Below are 20,739 nucleotides of genomic sequence, written 5' to 3' on the forward strand. Positions count from 1 at the left end.
AACAGTCGCGTTACGCTCATAATCCCGTCCCGGTTCATCCCCGCACGTGCGGGGAACATTTTTTGATCCACAAAACGGGCAGGGCTTCAACCGGTTCATCCCCGCACGTGCGGGGAACATAAGATCCCGAAGCCCGGCGGAGGCTATATCCACGGTTCATCCCCGCACGTGCGGGGAACATTCGGCGGTGGTCCAACATACTGCGTCGGCAACCGGTTCATCCCCGCACGTGCGGGGAACATGCCAGCTGCCGTTTCATGACGGCAAGCTCCAGCGGTTCATCCCCGCACGTGCGGGGAACATATTGAAACATTCGGGCAGGTCTTGCCCTGCGCCGGTTCATCCCCGCACGTGCGGGGAACATTCTGCTGGAGCAGCACCCCGGGGATGCTTTTGCGGTTCATCCCCGCACGTGCGGGGAACATCGATCATCCTGTGATGCCAAAGGGGAATCTCTCGGTTCATCCCCGCACGTGCGGGGAACATTTCAAGAGACTCGGAGAAATACGGTCTAACATCGGTTCATCCCCGCACGTGCGGGGAACATTCCCACGTTATCAGCCAATATTGCCAGTGGTGCGGTTCATCCCCGCACGTGCGGGGAACATGGTATAGGTTATGGCTTCATCGAGGCCGAACGCGGTTCATCCCCGCACGTGCGGGGAACATGTCCGCTTTCCAACCGGCCAATATAATTTCTACGGTTCATCCCCGCACGTGCGGGGAACATTGACATGGGCGGCCTCCTTGTTACCGTTTGTTCGGTTCATCCCCGCACGTGCGGGGAACATGGTAATCACAACCCTCCCGAGCGCACTTTCCTCGGTTCATCCCCGCACGTGCGGGGAACATAACAATACCTGCATGGTAAAGTGAACCGCTGGCGGTTCATCCCCGCACGTGCGGGGAACATGAGGTGTTTCAGGCCCAAGAAGAAATGAAGCGCGGTTCATCCCCGCACGTGCGGGGAACATTGCCGATAATTTATTTCCGTGAAATCGGTTGCCGGTTCATCCCCGCACGTGCGGGGAACATACTTCCGCTACCTCCCCGAAATCATGAAGCAATTTCGAGGGTCAGTAATCTACCGAACAAAATGCCATAAAACTACCCATCACGTCACTTATGAGTCTGCACCAATTGAAGCCCCGTTTCCCGGTAGAAACGATACGAGCTTGATGCCGTCCATTTCCTTCGGTATTCTACGATTTTTGCCAAGAGTCATAAAGTCAAAACCCGATTCCGTATTCGTCGTCCAGGCCATGACCACATTCCCCTCCTCCATTCCCTTTTCAATCTGTCCCCAAATCATTTCACGCACACGGCGCGAAACCTTTCCGACATAGACCCCGGCCCGCACTTCGAGCAGCCATATTGCCAACCGTCCCCGTAAACGAGGCGGCACATTCTCAACCACGATGACCAGCATCTCCGATACCCTCCTTATTGGGTATTGCAGGAGCAACAGCCTCTTCATGCGGCTTCGGCACTTCCAGACCACCAGCTGCTAAAACCTGTTCAATGGCGGGGATTATCCGTTGAAGCACTTTGGATTGCCTGAATGCATCCCGGCAGGCTATTCGAACGTCTCTCTCCGGATTACCGGGGTTCCTAGCCGCGATTCGGAACGCCACGGGAACAACGGTTTCGAACTTGAAAATGTCAGCGATGTCATACACAAAGGACTGCGGCTTGCCGGTATGGATGAAACCAATAGCCGGGGCATACCCAGCAGCCAGAATCGCCGCCTCGCTGATACCATAGAGACAGGCCGTTGCGGAACTGAGGCACCGGTTCGGCACGTCACCACTCCCCCATTCCGTGTGATCGTAGTTTCGATGTTTCCATTCAACCTTATACTGCTTTGCAAGTAGATCATACATCTTTCGGACCCGGACACCCTCGATGCCGCGCAGTTGTTCCACGCTGCGTCTTTCCGGCGGTTCTTCCTTAAATCGCATGGCGTACATTTTGCGGACGACTTTCAATCGGGCATTGTCATCCAGCGCCAGCTTTGCCTGATAGAGAAGCCGATCCGCTCGCGCCCCTCCCGGCTGGCCCGAGGCATACAGCCGCACCCCACCGTCACCAACCCAAACGAGCAGACACCCCACCCGCGAAGCGAGCGTCACCGCCGCATGGGACACCCGCGTCCCCGGCTCCAGCATCAGACACGCCACTCCGCCCACGGGAATGTGCGTCCGCACGCCTGTCTTGTCCACGATCACAAACGCGCCGTCAAGAACGTCGAGGTTCCCCTTCTCCACGAATAGGACCGAAACACGGTCCTTCATAGGAATAGGCTTAAGCGGTGGGAGAATGAGTTCGGTCATAATGATGTCACTTCCTTCTTGACTTCATATACGGCATTGCCGTATACTTGGTCATGCTCTGGGAATTCATTGAACTGCCGCCCTTTGCCGAATTGAGAGACGCACTGTTTACCGATGACGAGTTTATCTCTCTGCAAGAATTTCTGTGCGAGCATCCCGAAACGGGCGATGTCATCCCCGGAACTGGAGGCTGCCGCAAAATGCGCTGGGCCGCCAAAGGAAAAGGGAAACGCGGCGGCGCACGAGTCATCTATTATCTCCGGACTGCTGAAGGACAGATCGTTCTGGTCACGGCATACGGAAAAGGAGATCGCGACGACGTGCCACGGCCATGGCTGAAACGAATCAAGGAGGTGTTTGAACGTGAGCAAAGCTAAAGAAGCAGTACGCCGTTTCATCGAGACCATTGACAAAGGCGGTAAGGTTGAATGGGCGCGAAAGACCCGTTTCATTCCCAAACCGGATGGATCAATCCGCCGTTTAGTAACGCGCAAGGACGGGACCGTGGAGAAAGACGAAATCATTCCAGCGGATAGGGCGCTGGTGGCCGAAGCCCGCGCAAAGACCGGCCTGTCGCAGGACAAATTTGCAACGCTTCTCGGCATTTCCGCGCGCACCCTCCGCGACTGGGAGCAGGGCCGCCGGTCGCCGTCGGGCGCGGCCAAAACACTCCTCCGCATAGCAGCCAAGCATCCCGAAGTGCTGCGCGAGGTGGCGTAGCGATACATGTGATCTTCCTTCAATATCATCTTCAAGCTACCATCGAAAGGAGTGGTACAAATTGTACCCCTCCTTTTTCTGTCTGCCGTAATGAAGGGTGGTGGCAATTTGCCGCCCTCCTTTCCCCGATTTTCAGTCAACATCATCCTGTGACAAAATGTCACGACTTCACATCTGTATTCATTGCGCATTCCTTTTTAACCGGGGGCTTTATTTTTGCCACAGCCTGTGGCAAAATTGGACCGAGTGCGGGATAGGCGCGGTAAAAGGCTATCATCCTCCCTATATTCCGCTCGGAAAACCCTTTTATTTCAGGAAGCTCATTGCGGAGATCGCGCGCCAGCCGGGGTATGACCGCAGCTCCCCAGCCCTCCCTGTGCTGTCGCTCTTGAAGCATTCTACCGATGTCCCAATACATGTTGATCAACTCAGCATTGGCGGACAGCATGGCCCGGGTCTGCCCCTGCCTGATGCGTTGTTTGATCTGGCCGAGCAGTTCGGCATAGTGGACAAATGGTTGCGGCATATTTTGAACTCCTCAATCAGCCTGTGGTTGAGAATATTTCAGTTGTACGATTTTATCGGACAACTGAGTTGTCGACATAATGTCTACGACTGAACTCCTCAAGGAGGGGGACAGGATGTCCCTACCCTTTACCAAGCTCCACAATGAAAGAACCATTTATCAGCAACTGTCCGGTTATTTCGGACGGTTCGATAAAGGGGGGTGGCAATTTGCCCCCACCCTTTTTCCGGAATTTCAGCCAACGTCAGCCCGTGACAAAATGTCACGACCTCACATCCCAACCGCACGAGCCCGAACGCTCACACCCGCCTCACCAGCATGAGCCCGCAGCCGAAGCCTTTGGCCTATGCCCTTGCAAGAGAAAGCATACCACACCCGAATGCTTTGGCTGGACCTACGCCGCTTTGCACCAATTCCACCATGGCTTCCGGTTTTGTTACCGCGAGGACACCCTGAAAATTGACAGGCTGTATCTTCCCAGCCCTGTCTTCCTTGCTTTTCCTGAATCGGAGCGATGATACGGGATCAATAACAAGGGACTCGATTGTTGCTGCATCCCCAAATTTCCGTTCTATCCATGAGCGCTGTTCCTCCTCACGCACAAGTGGCACACGACATTTCTTTGGATCTCCTTTGGTGTTTTTCCGTCCACCTTCATCGATGATAGTTTTCACCGGGTTGGCAACAAGAAGAAACCGCAACCGCTGGTCAGCCAGCATCGATAACGGATATTCCCTGGAAGCCAGTATTCGCGCAAATTTTGATGAAGTTTCCGGCTCTCGTGCCGATTGCATCAGTATCTCGGCTTGGTTTTGGTCCAACTGCCCGACACGGAAGAGAAAATCACGTTCAGCATCTTTCGCTTCAGGGAACAGATTCCATAATACGCAGTGAATTTCATAGGGATTGCGGCAGGCTGCCCCGGTTATCATGACTTTACTCAGATACATTGTCACCTCCGTGAACATAGAGGTTCCGCGCGGCAAACTGGCGCGGCTGATGGATGAGCGGTACGTCACGGACTCGCTTCATGCGGTCGCTCACCTTTTCTTCGCTATAGATCGTCCCGCCCGGCGGTTCTATTCCTTTGAAGGCTTCCAGAACATCCGATGATTTCTGTCGCGCTTGAAACAATGGCCGTGCAATCGGGCAACTGCGCCGTCCCAGGTACGGCGTGAAGAATGGCTGTTTTACCGATTTTTCCAGATCGTCCAGGCTGATTACGGCGTTTGGATAATTCCAAATCGCCACGGTAAATTCAGCATCATATAAGTACTCACGCCAGGTTTGGATGGTTTCGTGGCTCTTCAGCCCGGCATAATCTTCGCGAGCGTCTTTCACAGTATGATAGTCAGTGATCTTCATCACGCGCAATGGACGTTTCGTTCCATCTTTGCGGATTAAGCTCCGTTTGTCCAAGCGTACCGCCATTCCGACACTATCTGCCAATGTTTGAAGTCTCAGACGGTCGTTACGTTTGATGCCGAGGCATGCGCCGAGAAGCCCCAACATACCGCTTCTCGTGGGAAAATTGGCGGATGGTCGCAACCCCTCGAAGGTATGCTCGCCCCAAGCCTGCATAGGGCCGTGCAATTTGAGAATGAGAAATTCCCGCATGGTTACACCTCACCGTTGCCGAGCACCCACAACTTCAGCTCTTCCAGCGTTTTTGCGGCCTTCACTCCTGCTGGTGGTGCATCCGTCAGAGCGAACTCACCGCATCTCTCATCTAGACCATAGCCGGTGTGAACGGCCTGCCAGTATTTATGAAGCGCCTTGATCGAGGGTTTGAGAAACCCACCATCATCTTCATGCTTAACTGGCGCTTCAAAGGCATTCGCCAGCGAGACAGGAAGATCAGAGAAGGAAACCATTGCCATATCGGCAAGATTATGAGCGGCGAAGCTCTGCTGTTTTGCCGAAGGTACGACTGTAGCCATCAAGTGAAGCCAATGAGAGGCAATTACGAGAGCTTTTTTTCGACTCTCGGAAGTTTCCAGTGCCTTTACGTCGGAAATGAGACCAAGATTCATTTGTAGTTGCTTGAGATTGAGGCTGGCATATCTGTAGAAAACACCGCTGGAAAACTCCTGAGTGTCAAGATGACCGGAGCCCTTTTTTTGTAGATCATCCACCGCTGTGAACCAATCGATATCTGCATCCACTGCATGTGTTGTAACAGAATGCGCAACTGCCATAGCCCCGTCAATCGTTGTCATAAGGCCTGATGTTGCCATGCGTCCTGATAGCGCAACATCAACAGCAGACCCGACAGCTTTCGAAAGAGCTTCAGCATGTACGGCTATTCTATTTTCAATCTTCTTTGTATATATTTGATCCATGAAATACTCAGCATCCTTTTTCTTCTTTCCTTTTTGCTTTTCATATTTTTCCATTGCCTTTTGTCGTTCATCTTCAGCCAGTCCTTTTTGTTTGACTTCCTTGACTGCCTGACACAAAATCCTGAACTCTTCTTTTACCCAAGGAGCTACAGCCAATTTTTTCTCAGAGTTATCATTGCCTTCACTTTCTGAATCTTCATCAGTATCATCGTTAGTTTTTGTTCTTACAAAACGCTCCAGCGTTTCCTGAATAATGTTCTCTTCAAATTCACCGTTCAGCAGCTGTAAGAATTCTTCCTTTAGCAAATCCAAGTGCTTGCAACGGATGCTCGCTTCACCCAAATGGTTGCGATAATAGTCGCTAGTGCGCATGGTCCTCTTGAGACTCTGACTGGAGATACGCACACGACGCTTGCCGCCGAATACAGCGGACTTCTGCATATTCATATCGTCGCGATTGAGGCATGAGGGGCTGTGAGAAATCAGAATGTGAAAATTGATAAAATTCTTGTCCATGATTTTTCCCTTTCTTTATGGATGGTTTATTTTTCTCGACTGATTCATGAAATAGCCTTCTAGTAAGTCACGTTTACTTCGCTCGTTCCAATACCAAAGAAGCTTTGCCGACATGAACCAATCTGCGGATGGCTCAACCATCTGTAGTATTCGGCGCAATTGGATCATGTCATTAGGGGCATCGGAGCGGATCACCTGAAATAGCCGCTTCTCACTGACTTTTCGCCCTCCGGCGATAGCCTTGCCTAAGCTGTCCGCACCGTTCTTGTGCCTGATATAAGGCAGGCAGAAAATCAAACGCTGGTATGCTTGTTTTTCCCACTCCTGCTCAGCATTTCCACTGAACAAGCGGTAAAAGGCTGGCACCTCTATCAACTCCTGTGGCCTACGGACACGTCTAAGCTCAGCTTTTGCACCGGGTGGCAAATGTTCCCATACTTTATATAGCACCATGAAATCAGGTAGTTTCTGTTGTTCCATTGTCCCCTCCTTTATCTCGTTGTGGTTCAAGATCGTATAGTTTGTTCCGTAGATAAATTTTTCTTACAGCGACCATTGTCTTCATAAGTTCCGGGTCATTCAAGTAAGGCCTTACTGATTCTTCGAAAAGTTCTTCAGTAATACTTCTGAGTTCTTTTCGCATCTTAGTCAATACCGGTTCAGGATTTTCAAAGTCAATGCATGCAAGTGTGTTCTCAATTGTCGGTTCCGATCTGCGATAGAATTGGGTTACCGCAACTTTCGGCAATTCTATTTTGTCCCCAAGGCCCTTCAATTTGTGAGTCTTGTCCTTCATGCCTTTGCAAAAAAAGAATAGCGCCACTCTTATGGCTTCTTTGTAGGCAGTTCCTAATGAAACAATTTCATTAATTACATTTGTGTGCCGATCCCAACCGTGATTGAGAGTAAATACCTCGTGACGACGATCAACTATAGATGCCTTTCTTCGTACATAACCGCCTATTAGCAATCGTAGTTTTTGTGCTTTAAATCCATAGAGCTTTTTGGATTGAAGCACAACTGCCGCTGGCTCATACCCCTCAATTTTTCCTTGCGGGGATAATTGAGCTACAAACCTGTTCAATTGGGTCCATGCCGGCGCAGTAATGTTGAATGACATAAACCACGAATTAAAAGTTCCCTCTTTCTTGAGCTCCACAGTGCGCGGAGAATGCGGGTGCGGCCAAGTATTTTCTACGGAATAGTTTGAAAACTTGGCTTTCGAGAATCCCGGATAACCGTGCGCTATACTGCAGCCACAGCATGAACAAAAACTGTTTACGTCAATTGGGGGTAGCAACTCCAAATGCGCTGGTTGCCAGAAAAGACCGCGTACAAATCCAATATTTTGTGCATGATTTGTTCCTGCCTGGATAGGCTCCATCCACGTAGGCAACTGGCGATTGGTGCTATGATGCCATGGCATTATCCGTGCGACTTCACTGTCAGATAGCACATTAAGCCAGACAGTCTGACGGAGGTGGTTGCCCTGTACAAGTGTTGTGATTGGCGTTCCACCACGTAATGGATCCTTAAATCCACCACCAAACCCAGGTGTGCAGGTCGCCTGATTAAACAGGGCAATTGCAGCACATCCGCCACAGAGTTGTGCCGCCAAGCCGGGCTCATTCATAAAACAACAATTCTCTGCACCTGTAAGCCCTGCAAATAGTTTATCCATCTGCGTAATGATGCTTGCTGCGACCTTGCGCGTCTGCATAAAGGGGAATTTCGGGTGATTCAGGTTAAACCAGTCGGCACACGGATGGATAGTTGCATCATACTCCTCCGACGTAATTCTCTTTGCAATGCGACCTTTCAACTCGTCATCGTCTTTCGGGGTAAAGAGCGCCTGCGTCATGCAGATCAGCAACTGCACAGCAGCAAGCTCCATGTCATCCCTCGGCAGGCACAATTCCCACGCTTCGTTTCCGCAAAGGAGTTGTTTCAGCGAAATCTTTTTCATCGCTCCCGTGGGGAGCGGTCGAACCGGAATCCATTCTTCGATCAGCAAGTTCATTTCTTTTTCTCCAATCCGATGTCCTTGTGATAGCTGAACGTCACATCCTTTATCTTCCCTGTGTAGAATTCACCATCTTGCTCCATCTCAAGCCAGCGCCTCCCTTCTTTGTCGATTTCTTCGGCTCCGAAGCAATAGCCCCAAGATTTGGGAACCCCCACGCTATTCAATGATAATGCTTCGAGACTTTGGCGCTCATCCAGCGACTCCAGAACGGTCCCATCCATCAGCATCCGTCCCTGAGAAGTCCGGCAGTACGGGATAACCGTCCGGTTCATGTCGCCGTCACGCGTTACTGCCGTAATCGCCTCGTCCGTATCTGCAAACGGATTCATCCCCTTTGCTCTCTCAATCATTTGTTGTGCTAAATATCCCTTAACATTCTGGACTTCATCTCTAAATTTTTCATAACTCGCTGTCATATCATCAGGTTCATTTTCCCACGATTCTTCCTGATAAACCGACTCTATCCAGGTTCGATAGGCAAGAGGAAAAACAACCTCTCTTCCTGTTGCAGAAAGCAGTTTCTGTCCAGTACGCCAGAGTGAACGCTTGTTTGCGTAGATAACCCCATGCAGACCGTAACTATCGTCGTCAGGCAGAAGCACCGTGCATCGAGGCTTTTCGAACCCCTTCGGACGGGAAGGGCGACCATGACGATGCAACCGCCCCATGCGCTGGAAAAGGAGATCGACGGGACAAAGCTGCGTGATTAGCCAATCAAAATCAAGGTCAAGGGACTGTTCGATAACCTGCGTCGCCACAATAATACGCCCCTTTGCGCGGTCTCCTTTTGGACCGAAACGGGCAATAGCATCCAGTTCCTTTTCCCGGCGATGGATGAAACAGTAGCGGGCGTGGAACAGATCAACCGGCAAGGCAGTCATCGTTCTCAAGTGTCGGGCTAAACCCTGGGCAATATCAACCAGGTTGCAGACGATTGCCACCTGCGCGCCCTGCTCGGCGGCAGCCACAATACGACGAATCAAATTCTCGTCGGGCACAATCTGAGGAACGCGAATCGGCTCTACAATCACGGAATTATTCTGTGGGAGTTGGGATGGATCGAGAACGAAAGGCAGAATTGTCCGTTCGCCAGCCCAAGTCGCCAATGGATAGGGCGTCTCATCTCCTCGTTTCTCTAACTTTACACCCCAGGCATCGCAAAGCTGCTGCCGTTGATGCTCGGGAAGAGTTGCCGAGAGCAGCAATGCTGATCCACCTGCTTTGTGCTGTTCTCGCAATACCTCTTCCAGAAGACCGTACATGTAAGCATCATAAGCATGCACCTCGTCAACGATAAGAACGCTCCGTCCGATTCCAAACCCACGCACAAAGCGGTGCTTGACTGGAAGCACGGAAATCAGCACCTGGTCAACGGTGCAAACGCCGATCTGTCCCAAAAATACGCGTTTGCGGCTCTCAGCCAGCCATTCACTGCATTGCACCCAACCGTCTTCCTTTTCATACCCTTTGAGTGTTGCATGTTTTATTTCAGCAAATTCTTTATTAAAACGAGCCGAGCCGTGGGCCAACAGTAAGTTAAGATGATCAGCGAAGAGCAGTGGAGCAATTCGCCTGAGACGCCCGAGCATAGCATTAGCGGTGGCCTGTGTCGGCAAAGCGAATACAATTGAATCTGCCAGTCCAGCATTGATGAGTCTCCAGGCATAAGCAAGCGCCGCTTCCGTCTTTCCGCTGCCTGTTGGGGCCTCGATAATAGTCAAACCAGGCTCAAGCGGCAGTCTGTCTACTATAGTTTGCAAAGAGCGGGGCTGATCGTCATGCTCAAGCAAATCACTTACGCTGCCGTATTGACGTGGATGACCGATGATACCGGCAAAACGGAGGACCCGACGGGCATCGCCCTCACGTATCGCCTCGAAATACTCATTCAGCTCCATTGCCTGATAATGATAAACAAAATTGTCGGCATCACACCGCGACCCGAGCCAATCACTAACGGAACAAAAACCAGCCATGAGTGGTGAGCAGTCAGGAGGAGAATCGTTGATGGAGAGCCCAACGGGCTTTAAAAAGAGTTGCTCCAATGCCGCCAGCCATTCAGTTCTGGCTTCTCGGTCAACTACTGCTAAACGCCGGTCGCATGTCGGCGGCAATGACGCGATATCTATATATTCAGAAGGCCTTACGTAACCGTGATGGCCAGCGACAGCCTCCAGCCATGATTTCCAGTTCTGCCAAAGATTCGAGGAGGATTCTTCTGGATCATCCAAAAAACTCAGACCAGTGTTTGAGTCATTAGATTCAAGTCCGAGCATTCTTCCGTGATCTTTCATGAACCAGGCCAAGCCTCGTTCACCATGATAATACGTATGGCAATCATGTATCGCCGGAAGGGCATCGTAGCTTCCCGCGTTCGGATAGAGCGTCTGCCAGATAGGCCTAACACGAAGCTGAAAACGCACATCGAACTTGCCATAGTCATGCAGCGCGACAAAAAAGAGCACCCATGCGCGTAATTGCTCTTCCGGCAAACCGTTCCGGCGACGAAAAGAGCGACGGATGGTCGAACTGTCCTCCCACCATGCTGCAGCCACCGCCGCCACATCAAGGCAGTGATACGGCAAGAGATGATAACCATCTCCTTCCTTCTCCGCCTTACCCCAATACCGATAATAACTTTGCAATAAATCGTTCACCTTTTCATCATCTCCACCCACACTCTCGCCACCAATTGCGCGTCGTCAAGAGCGCGGTGGCGCATGGTCTGTTCAGGTATTCTGCCGAATAGGTGCCGGTAGACCGTTTCAAGTCTGTGATTCAACAGCTTCGGATACAGTCTCCTGCTCAGTTCCAGCGTGCAGTTATATGGATTCGTCAGCCCCACGCCAAGCCGCAGGAATTCGTGGCTAATAAATCCCATGTCGAATCTCGCATTATGAGCCACGAGCGTGCTGTCTGTGACAAACTTCCTGAATTCCGGCATAACCTCTTCCGCTAGCGGTTTACCGAGCAGCATCTCATTAGTGATACCGTGCACCTGTTGTGCAGCCCAATGAATCCGCTCATTTACTCTGATGAGCGCATGGAACTCCTCGCCGATTCGGTCCCCTTCAAGCACAACAGCGCCGATTTCAATGATCCGGTCTCCGCGCCTTGTCGAAAGTCCGGTTGTCTCAACATCTACCGCGATGAATCGCCCCGCCGCCTTGGAATACTGGTTTTGAACGCCATCTTTTATGGTTCTTGATTTCATAGTCTACCATGTGCCAGGCTCAAAACATGAGCCTGCTGCCACTTCAATTTCACCTGAAAAGCCCCCCTCACCTTTGTCCTCTCCCCCGAGGGGAGAGGAGAGGATAGTGCGATTTGAGCCGCCTGCTTTCTTCGAACTAATCTTCTGCTGCCGCAACAGCGCCTTGCCCAGCAAGTTTACGACTTCAGCCCGCAGAGACGCCGGCCCGATAACCTCCACCTCCGGCCCATGCTTCAGGATTTCCATAACCAACTCGCGGTGGTCCGCATACGGGACCTCAAGAACATAGTGCTCGCCGTCGAACCGGCCCTTCTGCTTTGGATGCCACGATTCATCGGCCACCCAGCGGCTGCGTTCCGGCGTAAAGCGCAATACTGCCGTATGCCTGGCTTTGCCCGCGAAGATGCCGAAGGCTGAAGCAAAATGAGCATTGAGTTTTGCGTCGGAGATTTCCCTAGCGGGCTTGTCGAGAACGTGCACCTGCTTGAGGCGGTCAACGGAAAAGCTCCTGAGCGCCCGTTTGGTGTGGTCCCACGCGTCGAGGTACCAGTTGTCCCGGTAGTGCGCCAGCCGCTGGGGGGAAACCACACGCTCGGTTGTCCTGTTGTCAGCACGGCCGTGATAAATGATGTTCAGGCGCTTGCGACGGAGAACAGCGTCCGCCACAGTGGGAAAGTACGCTGGATCGACACGTCGGGAAGCCATGCTCAAAATGCGGATGCGGCTGGTAATGTCTCCCTGGGAAGCGTCCCGTGACTTTAGTATTCGCTCTATGCGTTCACGCAACGGCATCAGATGGCTGTCGAGCAGGCCAGGCTGTATCTCGCTGAGCAGGCGCTGAACGGTCAAGAGCGCGTAAAGCTCGGAGGCATTGAACCAGAGGCCGGGGAGTTCGTAGGGATGCTCGCCTGTCGGCACATAATGGTAGCCTTCGGCGCCGCGGCCATACTCGATCGGCGCTCCCAGGCCATCCCGCATATGGCGAATGACCCGGTTGACTGTGGCGCGGGAGCATTCAAGGCGTTCCTGGAGGACAGAATGCGAAACAGGGTAGCGAGATTGATTGAGCACACGATGCAAACAGTAAATCCGGTCGAAAAGGTCCATGACGCTCCTTTCGTACGGCGCTTATGAAAAAGGCTACAGGCTACTGTCCGGCAATGTTGTCTGATGGGATGAAACGACTATAGTCCAGACGTGGGAAAAACTCAAGATGAGATTGCTGATAATTCTGCGGCGAGTGTTTCATGTAAGAATTGACAGCGTTTGATAAAAGCGTTAAGTTGATCATAATGAAAACAGCCGTGGTGAAATTCAGTTCGGAGTTATGAGTTCGTAGTTCGGAGTAATGTAATGAAAACCGCGGTAGAAATATATAAGTTCCTGCCTAAAACCAACTGCGGCAAGTGCGGCCTTCCAAGTTGTTTCGGCTTTGCCGCGAAACTTGCCACGCACCAGGCCTCACCGGATGATTGTCCTTCCATGACCGAGGCGGGGCGAGAAGCACTGCGGGAGGCGGACCATGGACAACGCAACTCGCCCGGCACGGTGTATGAGCAGGCACTGGCGTCCTTGCAGCCCAGGATTCAAGCATTGGATTTCGAGAAAACAGCGCGCCTGTTCGGCGTGATAATCACCGGTCCTGACACTTTTAAGCTCGAGTTCCTGAATGAAAACTACGTGGTCACGAAAGAAAAGATCCTGGACCCCACGGGCAAGGAACCGCGCCCCTGGATATCGATCCTCATCTACAACCATCTCTGCATGCCTGATCCACCTTCATTGTCGGGAGAATGGGTCACCTTCGGTTCGGTGCCTGCATCCCATGCCAAGGACAAGGCGTGGGCCGCTCATGTCGAGGACGTGATCGCTAAACATTTTTCCGAAAAGGTGGATGCGCTCAAAACCGCGTGCGAGCGGCTCGGGGGAGTTAAAGCGGACGTACCGGGAAACCACGACGCGGCCTATGCATTCAGGTTCTTCCCTCACTATCCCGCTCTATTGCTGTTCTCTGATGCTGTTCCTGATGAAGATTTCCCCGTACAATGCAGACTGCTTCTGGACAGGACCGCGCCGCGTTATCTGGACATTGAGTCGATGGTGGTTTTGGGAGAGGAGTTTGCTACGCGGCTTACAGCCGCGTAGTTCGGAGTTATGAGTTCGTAGTTCGTAGCTAGAGTGATTTCATGAGTCCAGTCAGCATTTTCGACAATTCAATGCACTGCGACCTTGATTGACTTCTTTCCTCGCTACGGACATAAGTTTGCCGATATACAATCTCGGTTATCGCAACGCATTCTCTGGCGGATCTTCGCGATATTTTGAGGTAGTGCTTGAATTCAGTTTTGCTGCCACCGCTTCCCTCCGCAATATTCAAGCATATCGAAGTTGCCGCTCTTCTGAATTGATCTGTCAAAGAAAATAACTCTTCCTTCGGAAATGTCTTCGTGAACTTATAAACAAAATCAACATATTCCAAAGCTCGTTGATAAACCTTCAGGTTTTCAAAATCAAACTTTTCTTCGCTCATTTTGCTCCCCACTTTTTCCAGTCTCCGAACTCCGAACTCATAACTCCGAACTATTTCTTATTCACGCTTAACCGCGTGAATAAGAAATTCCACATTCCCGTCTTGGCCCTGAATCGGTGAAGAAATTATACCCTTCACGTCAAGACCGATACTTCGGATAAAATCCTCGATTCTTTTGACTGCCGCATTTCTCGCGCCCTCATCCCGTACGATACCACCCTTACCTACCTGTTCTTTCCCCACCTCGAACTGGGGTTTGATGAGTGCGATGAGATCCGCATGCGGCTTGAGGAACTGCAGGATGGAAGGAACGACCTTTTCGAGGGAAATGAACGAGACGTCGATAACCGCGATATCAATGGGTTCAGGTATAAGCACAGGATCGATGTGACGAATGTTCACCCTTTCGATGACAACGACGCGCGGGTCCTGCCTGAGCTTCCAGGCCAACTGGCCGTAGCCCACGTCCACGGCATAGACCTTTGAGCATCCATGCTGGAGCAGGCAGTCGGTAAAGCCGCCGGTGGACGCACCCACATCAAGGGCAGTCTTGTTTTCCGCGGAGACCTTGAATTCCTTCAAAGCCGCTTCAAGCTTCACGCCTCCCCGGCTCACATAGGGAAGTTGCTCTCCGAGAATTCGGATTTCAGCGTCTTCAGGCACAAGCCCGCCGGACTTGTCCCGCTTCTGACCGTTCACGAGGACATTTCCGGCAAGGATCATCGCCTGTCCTCGCTCACGGCTTTCCACCAGGCCGCGCTCAACAAGCAGTCGGTCAAGACGAACTTTATTTGCTTTCTTGTTTTCTGGTTTATGAGCAGGCATAGTAACAATGAGCGAGACGTTGCCTCAGACCAACGATTCAGGCCCCCTCACCCCAGCCCTCTCCCCGATGGGGCGAGGGAGTTTATATTTCCTCTCCAATCAGGGGAGAGGATTAAGGTGAGGGGTAGTTGCCTGTAAATAAATAACTAAACTCAAAATTAGAGATCTAAGCTTTAAGAGCACGTTGATTTTAGAATTGAGCGTACCAGAAGCGGAACAGCCTGTCAACGGTCAATCATCTCATCAATTATCCATGGACACCTTTTACCGGCAGGATTAAACTATTAATCGATAAATACGTCTAAATAGCAAGAATGGAGGGTTTACCTATGAGAAGCACAAGCGTGTTATTTTGTCTTCTTGCCTTTATGGCAATACCCTGCGTTAACGCCTACGCCGATTCGCTTGACTGCAAGGGAGGAATTGTCTCTGTCGGCGATTCCCGCGTTGACCTGATGACGAAATGCGGTGAGCCCGACTGGAAAGACTCGCATAACGAAGAAATCAGCGAACGGCTTGACAAGGATACAAGAAACAAACTGATCGTCACTGTCGATGAATGGACCTATAATTTCGGCCCAAGTCAGTTCATACGGATTGTCACGATGAGAAACGGCAGGATTGCGGATATCCGGACCGGCGGCTATGGGTACAACAAGAGTACGAAGCCCGAATAACACGAGTGCAGCGATGAAATCGTCTCGATCTGAGAAGTGAGAAAAGCAACGACTACAGCACGCACCCCTCACCTTGTACTCCACTCCATGGAGAGGACAATCTAAACTCACCCTCGCCCTTGTGGGGAGAGGGTTGGGGTGAGGGGTTTTTCTCTCATCTCCTGCGCACCGTTTAATCCCACCTCGCGAACGCCTTGTGATACAGCTAACGCAGTTACGCCTCCAAGTGAGTACGCCCTGCCGGGCGCACCATAAAAAAGGGCCGAAATAAATCTCCGGCCCTTGACTGTTTCATTTCTATTTCACCTTCTTCGTATCGGGCTTAAGGGAGCTGACATTCCAAAGACCGATCCCCTGCCATACCAGTTACCAACTTAACGTCCCGCTTGTCGCCTTGACGTTGTTGGTTTCGTTGTACTCGTTTATCGTGCTGTCCGCATCGTCCACAACCAGTACATAATAGCTCTCCCCGGTAACTGCACCACTCGGTTTGTAACAGGTCTTGTTGCTCGTGCTGCTGCTCGATCCGGCAGACAACGAACTCACCGTGCGGCTGCACGTTCCCGTACCATTGGAAGCGCTTGCCAGGGCAATATCACCGGAACCATACGTCCTGTCTGTCGACAGGTAATACCTGATGGTGAAACTTCCGGTCCCACTGCTCCCCTGGTTATTCACCGTTTCACTCACCCGAACTGTGGTGGCGCTGTACTTCGTTGCATTCATTGCCGTGGGTTCAAGATCGATGCTGACGCAATTTCCGGACTGGCATGTGCCATTAGGAACCTCGGTACAGTCTGTTCCATCGGCAACCGATACATAGACGCATGCGCCAGTCTCCGGATCGCAAGAATCGTTTGTGCAAATATTGCTGTCATCGCATCGCACGACAGCATCATCGCAGAGCTCGACAACCGTTCCGCGAAAGATGAACGTAAAATTCACGCCGGCCATTGGTCCAGCCGGCAACACCTGTGAGTAGCTCATGCTCCAGGTTTTGTGGACGGGATCGCTCTGATCGATCTGATAGTCGTTGACGAAGATGCCATTTATCTGATCCCACGTGCATGATGGTAGGGTACATCCGGCAGCGCTGCCAAACGGGATTATACTGCCATTCCACGCTTCGTTGAATACCTTGAGCTCGGTTTTGTAAATACAGTCCGCCCCCGTACATGAGGTGCTATTGAATATGTTGAGGGTGCCGGACGAGCTTGTGAAAAACGTGGCGTAGCCGCCTGCGCCCCCCCACGCGTTGGTCAACTCGCCGTCTGTTGCAATATTCGAGATTTCCTGCCCGCCGGATGCCTGGGCCTTGCCTACCACGAAACCACCGTCTGTGCCTGGACCAAAATCAGTCCAGTAGATACTGCCAGGGCTTAGCTCCATGCCGAAGCACGACCCTGTTTCACACGGGGTATTCAGCCCTGACCCCGTACCCTGGTCGATGCCAAGTAGTGTCCCTGCTGGCAGGGAAATGCCAGGGAGTCCACAGGTTGGTGAGATTAGTGTGTTGAGACAAGCGCCCGTTGCAGTATCACAGGTGTCGGTTGTGCAAATGTTGTTGTCATTGCAGTTCTTTGACGTTCCGGGAACACAAACTCCACCGGCACATCTATCGCTCAACGTGCAGGCATTATTGTCGGTGCATAGAGCGGTATTATTCATATGTATGCAAGCACCTGTTGTCGCATTGCAGAAATCGGATGTGCAAATGTTGTTATCATTGCAGTTCTTGGCTTTTCCCTTGCAAACTCCGTTCGAACAAATGTCATTTTCTGTGCAAAGTTTGTTGTCGTTGCATACCGCCATATTGTTGGTGTGTATGCAAGCGCCTGTTTGAGGATCGCAGAAATCGTCTGTGCAGGCATTGTTGTCGTTGCAAACAATCGGGGTGTAGACGCACCCGACGGACGGATTGCACGTATCAATCGTGCAGGCATTGTTGTCATTGCAGACAATCGGTGTGTAGACGCAGCCGGTCGCTGTATTGCAGGTGTCGATGGTGCAGGCGTTGTTGTCATTGCAACAGGATATATCATATTCATCGGCGCCGATGTCAGGAGGGTTATCCCTTAACTGACCATCTAAATCGTCGATAACCAAGCCAGTGCTAACGCCCTTATCAATATATGGCGAACTACACATTAAATGAAAATCTCCTGAATCGGGAGCAACAAACATTGGATCAATGTTTTCCAAATTGCCACCGCCGGATTGATCTAAAAACAATTGATTAGAATAACCATTCCAACCGTTATTGTGGATAGAATTACTTACAACGCTTATAACGCTATTCTCCAGATAAAATTCTCCCGAAAGATTATTTGAGGAAATGTTGTTAACTAAATTCCAATTTGTGCAATTTTCATCTGCCAATACTGAATTGTATTTTACCGATGAAAATATCCTAAAACCAACTCCATGGTTGTTACTGGACGTATTGTTCATCACAAATACAGTAGAAGGCTCATAATCGCAATGATCGCCAGCCGTAAAGGATAATGAATAACGGTCTGCCCATGGAGTGAGAACAAAACCGTCTCCAGCATTCGCATATGAGACAGAATTGAAAACCTTATTACCGTTGACTCCTAAGATGTGAAATCCATCTCTTCCACTATGGTGGGACGAAATATTCCTCCAAATACCGTTTTCAGCAAGTCCGCCTCCAATTATTACACCTGTATCTCCAGAATAGCCAACATCTATATCTGCAATCTCCACAATTCCGCAGTTTCCATGTTCGTACCCATGGTAAAAGTAGCGCAAATTAGCACCATACAAGCTCATATGCGTACATCCTTCAATCCCAGTTGTCTGGCCACTTACACATTCAATGGGTAGGCTTGATGGGTCTATTGTATCGTTTCTATAAGTTATTATTTGCGTGGTAGGATCATAAACATATTGGTTATCATTCGTAATCGTATTGACTCTTTCAATTTTCTGTGGTGTTATTCCATCAATGTACAACGCAATAATATCAACGTTTGCCGTAGACGTATCTGAATACTGTGCACTATAAAGTTTCTCTGGACTTGACCCCGAAATCAAGTTCCAGCCACCAACCGGGATCTGTTGACTTCCATATAATTTTGCTCGTTTTTTTCCTCGTTCAGCAGGATTTTCAGTACTGCCGGTAGCATCAAAAAAGAAATTCAATCCACCAAGAACAAGAAATATATTATTCTTTCTTCGATAGGGGGTTTCTGTAGCCTTAATGTAAATATTAGGAGAAGGACCCCCTGGTGGTACTTGCATCGCAATGCCAAATACAGGAGCTAAAGACTCAAAAGCATCATTCCAACTAGTGCCACTGTTATTATCGGCTCCACCTTCATTGTTTACAAAATAATTTTCTGCATAACCATAACACACGGAATTGATCAGTAAAAAAATAACCACCCACAGAAATAAAAGATGCTTTCTTCTCATGTCAATTTCCTCCTCGTTAATTATTGCGATTTTCCCGACTTACATTATAGAAGATGTACCGAACAAAACGGCAGGCTGTTACGCAACAGGCGGTGAAGGATCCGAAGATAAGGGAGGACAGGCTTGAAATATTTTTAGAGCACATAATTGAACATCTCTCCTGATGATATGACATGCCGTGCCATCTATTGCCAGGGCCTCCACCAAAAGCGCGTGATCATCAAGTTTCCGCTCGGATGCGCTTTTCAAAGCATGGAGGGAATTGAGGGCATCATTCAATTTCAGGTCATTAATACTGACTGGCAAATCTGAATCAATGAGGTCATCAAAAAATACGGGAGAAGGGCACAAGGAATCCGTATAGGCATCAGCGAGCGGGGCTATCGCAAAAACAGTGAGGAACAGCAGGAATAACAGCCTGTATACCCTGCACTGGCGCACGTCACAATTCATGCTATTTTTCAACATGCGTTATTCCGCTTTCTTTGTGGAGCTATTCGATGAGGATCGATCCGAGCGAAGGGATTGCGCCCGCCGATACCAAAAAGCTTTTCTGATGTGGCAAAAGCGGCAGGTCTACTTACGGAATATTATTTTATAACATTGTTATACTATGATAGGAGTATGTTTGTCAGATATTGCTATTAATGTCAACTTTTTTATGAATAAAGTAACTGAGGGAGTTTGACTGAAGATTGAGGCATAAACTCTTCAACGGTAGTTGAGATCGCTTCATAATCTGGCTTTATTTCGTAACCCGGACAAGCCGGAACAAATTTACCACGAAGACACAAAGGCACGAAGAAATACATGCGTGACTTCAGGGTTTAACAATAGTGTTCCGGTTTTGAACGCGTTGTTTCACCGCAAGGGGAGATACCGCACTTGCCCTTCCCACTCACCTTCGAGACTGAACTCCGCCAGCAAAAGAATATCCTCGATAACTGATCCCATGGGAATTCCCCGGCTGACCTCAAAAACGCCCGGCATGGCCTTGCCCGCGCTGACGCGTTCATAGGCGTAGTGGGTGATTGTGCAGACATCGTGCGTAAGCAATACGCGCCCTTCGCGCGCCGCCCACTCTAAAACTGCCGGATCATCAGCGCCTGACAAACCGACATCCTGAACACGCACGATATCCAAGTTGGGTTTTCGACGCCGTAATCCGCGTACAATGTCATTATTGAGGTTTTCGTCGGCGAGCAAAAGCATGATCGCTACCCCTGAATGCGACGTGTCAGCAAGCGACCGCGCATGCCGTACGGGTCAAAGCGGGCTTCGTTTTGCTTTCGTACCGCATCTGCCTGGGTCCCTCGCTGCCGTACATAGGCATCTACTTCGCCCGAATGTCTCAGATAGTAGCCGATCACCGCGTAGATATCGGCAAGATTCAAGGATGGGTACTGCTGGACGATCTCTTCAGCCGTCGCGCCTTCAGAAAAGGCCGCTATCACCGTCTCCAATGTTACGCGCGTTCCACCGACACGTACAACGCCGTTTGAATCAGCGCGCAACGGAATGACTTCATTAGCAATTGTGATGGTCATGGAATTTACCTCCTTTGCATCCATATTATATGACTATTGCGGTTT

The 20,739-nt window shown here is 50.5% G+C and carries 20 protein-coding genes, 1 pseudogene and 1 CRISPR repeat array (1 of these 22 running past the window's edge); of the genes and pseudogenes, 4 read left to right on the forward strand and 17 right to left on the reverse strand.

Annotation, left to right across the window (positions count from 1 at the left end; genetic code table 11):
* Positions 1–1,035: direct repeats of the CRISPR family, unit length 29 nt; unit sequence CGGTTCATCCCCGCACGTGCGGGGAACAT (it extends 2,349 nt beyond the left edge of the window).
* Positions 1,036–1,123: 88 nt separating this feature from the next.
* Together cas2e and cas1e are read right to left on the reverse strand one after the other, a co-directional pair.
* The gene (gene cas2e / locus M0R70_10425; GenBank protein ID MCK9419781.1) at positions 1,124–1,429 is read right to left on the reverse strand and encodes a type I-E CRISPR-associated endoribonuclease Cas2e; all 306 of its coding nucleotides are present in this window, start codon (positions 1,427–1,429) and stop codon (positions 1,124–1,126) included.
* Positions 1,410–2,333 (reverse strand): type I-E CRISPR-associated endonuclease Cas1e, encoded by a 924-nt coding sequence (gene cas1e / locus M0R70_10430; GenBank protein MCK9419782.1) that lies wholly within the window; start codon positions 2,331–2,333, stop codon positions 1,410–1,412. Before cas1e ends, cas2e begins: the two co-directional genes overlap by 20 nt.
* 53 nt (positions 2,334–2,386) lie before the next feature.
* Here cas1e and M0R70_10435 point away from each other — a divergent pair, with 53 nt between their 5' ends.
* Both M0R70_10435 and M0R70_10440 read left to right on the forward strand, forming a co-directional pair.
* Positions 2,387–2,710, forward strand: a complete 324-nt coding sequence (locus M0R70_10435; GenBank protein ID MCK9419783.1) for a type II toxin-antitoxin system RelE/ParE family toxin — start codon at positions 2,387–2,389, stop codon at positions 2,708–2,710.
* Positions 2,697–3,053: a helix-turn-helix domain-containing protein gene (locus tag M0R70_10440; protein ID MCK9419784.1), complete on the forward strand. Its 357-nt coding sequence runs from the start codon at positions 2,697–2,699 to the stop codon at positions 3,051–3,053. The genes M0R70_10435 and M0R70_10440 overlap by 14 nt, the downstream gene beginning before the upstream one ends.
* A gap of 244 nt (positions 3,054–3,297) precedes the next feature.
* Here the strand turns inward: M0R70_10440 and M0R70_10445 are convergent.
* From M0R70_10445 to M0R70_10485, 9 genes and pseudogenes are all read right to left on the reverse strand, one after another.
* Positions 3,298–3,579: pseudogene (locus M0R70_10445) on the reverse strand (DUF1016 N-terminal domain-containing protein).
* Positions 3,580–3,923: 344 nt separating this feature from the next.
* Complete coding sequence (gene cas6e / locus M0R70_10450; protein ID MCK9419785.1) at positions 3,924–4,529, reverse strand: type I-E CRISPR-associated protein Cas6/Cse3/CasE; 606 nt, start codon at positions 4,527–4,529, stop codon at positions 3,924–3,926.
* On the reverse strand, positions 4,516–5,196 hold the full coding sequence (gene cas5e, locus M0R70_10455; protein MCK9419786.1) for a type I-E CRISPR-associated protein Cas5/CasD: 681 nt from the start codon (positions 5,194–5,196) through the stop codon (positions 4,516–4,518). Before cas5e ends, cas6e begins: the two co-directional genes overlap by 14 nt.
* Before the next feature lie 2 nt (positions 5,197–5,198).
* Positions 5,199–6,437, reverse strand: a complete 1,239-nt coding sequence (gene cas7e, locus M0R70_10460) for a type I-E CRISPR-associated protein Cas7/Cse4/CasC (protein MCK9419787.1) — start codon at positions 6,435–6,437, stop codon at positions 5,199–5,201.
* A 15-nt stretch (positions 6,438–6,452) separates the two neighbouring features.
* Positions 6,453–6,917 (reverse strand): type I-E CRISPR-associated protein Cse2/CasB, encoded by a 465-nt coding sequence (gene casB / locus M0R70_10465; protein ID MCK9419788.1) that lies wholly within the window; start codon positions 6,915–6,917, stop codon positions 6,453–6,455.
* Positions 6,895–8,457, reverse strand: coding sequence for a type I-E CRISPR-associated protein Cse1/CasA (gene casA / locus M0R70_10470; protein MCK9419789.1), 1,563 nt, complete (start codon positions 8,455–8,457; stop codon positions 6,895–6,897). Before casA ends, casB begins: the two co-directional genes overlap by 23 nt.
* Positions 8,454–11,141 carry a CRISPR-associated helicase/endonuclease Cas3 gene (cas3, locus tag M0R70_10475; protein MCK9419790.1) on the reverse strand — a complete coding sequence of 896 codons (2,688 nt, stop codon included), beginning with the start codon at positions 11,139–11,141 and terminating at the stop codon, positions 8,454–8,456. The genes casA and cas3 overlap by 4 nt, the downstream gene beginning before the upstream one ends.
* Positions 11,117–11,677, reverse strand: coding sequence for a 3'-5' exonuclease (locus M0R70_10480; protein MCK9419791.1), 561 nt, complete (start codon positions 11,675–11,677; stop codon positions 11,117–11,119). Before M0R70_10480 ends, cas3 begins: the two co-directional genes overlap by 25 nt.
* A 3-nt stretch (positions 11,678–11,680) precedes the next feature.
* Complete coding sequence (locus tag M0R70_10485; protein ID MCK9419792.1) at positions 11,681–12,784, reverse strand: YafY family transcriptional regulator; 1,104 nt, start codon at positions 12,782–12,784, stop codon at positions 11,681–11,683.
* A 246-nt stretch (positions 12,785–13,030) separates the two neighbouring features.
* On the opposite strand from M0R70_10485, the gene M0R70_10490 reads away from it, so the two are divergent.
* Positions 13,031–13,822, forward strand: a complete 792-nt coding sequence (locus M0R70_10490; GenBank protein ID MCK9419793.1) for a DUF3786 domain-containing protein — start codon at positions 13,031–13,033, stop codon at positions 13,820–13,822.
* A 28-nt stretch (positions 13,823–13,850) separates the two neighbouring features.
* Here M0R70_10490 and M0R70_10495 read toward each other — a convergent pair whose 3' ends face one another.
* Both M0R70_10495 and M0R70_10500 read right to left on the reverse strand, forming a co-directional pair.
* Positions 13,851–14,207, reverse strand: coding sequence for a four helix bundle protein (locus M0R70_10495; protein MCK9419794.1), 357 nt, complete (start codon positions 14,205–14,207; stop codon positions 13,851–13,853).
* Positions 14,208–14,264: 57 nt separating this feature from the next.
* Positions 14,265–15,032, reverse strand: a complete 768-nt coding sequence (locus M0R70_10500) for a TlyA family RNA methyltransferase (GenBank protein MCK9419795.1) — start codon at positions 15,030–15,032, stop codon at positions 14,265–14,267.
* A gap of 329 nt (positions 15,033–15,361) precedes the next feature.
* Here M0R70_10500 and M0R70_10505 point away from each other — a divergent pair, with 329 nt between their 5' ends.
* A complete protein-coding gene (locus M0R70_10505; GenBank protein ID MCK9419796.1) occupies positions 15,362–15,709 on the forward strand; it encodes a DUF2845 domain-containing protein in 348 nt (115 codons plus the stop codon).
* Between the two features lie 366 nt (positions 15,710–16,075).
* Here M0R70_10505 and M0R70_10510 read toward each other — a convergent pair whose 3' ends face one another.
* The 4 genes from M0R70_10510 to M0R70_10525 all read right to left on the reverse strand — a co-directional run bounded on the left by M0R70_10510 (position 16,076) and on the right by M0R70_10525 (position 20,694).
* Positions 16,076–19,147 (reverse strand): hypothetical protein, encoded by a 3,072-nt coding sequence (locus M0R70_10510; protein MCK9419797.1) that lies wholly within the window; start codon positions 19,145–19,147, stop codon positions 16,076–16,078.
* 78 nt (positions 19,148–19,225) lie between these two features.
* On the reverse strand, positions 19,226–19,615 hold the full coding sequence (locus tag M0R70_10515; protein ID MCK9419798.1) for a hypothetical protein: 390 nt from the start codon (positions 19,613–19,615) through the stop codon (positions 19,226–19,228).
* A gap of 393 nt (positions 19,616–20,008) precedes the next feature.
* Positions 20,009–20,362: a DUF5615 family PIN-like protein gene (locus M0R70_10520; GenBank protein ID MCK9419799.1), complete on the reverse strand. Its 354-nt coding sequence runs from the start codon at positions 20,360–20,362 to the stop codon at positions 20,009–20,011.
* A gap of 2 nt (positions 20,363–20,364) precedes the next feature.
* The gene (locus M0R70_10525) at positions 20,365–20,694 is read right to left on the reverse strand and encodes a DUF433 domain-containing protein (GenBank protein MCK9419800.1); all 330 of its coding nucleotides are present in this window, start codon (positions 20,692–20,694) and stop codon (positions 20,365–20,367) included.
* Positions 20,695–20,739: the final 45 nt, after the last annotated feature.

This window comes from Nitrospirota bacterium, from assembly GCA_023229435.1.
GTDB lineage: Bacteria > Nitrospirota > UBA9217 > UBA9217 > UBA9217 > JALNZF01.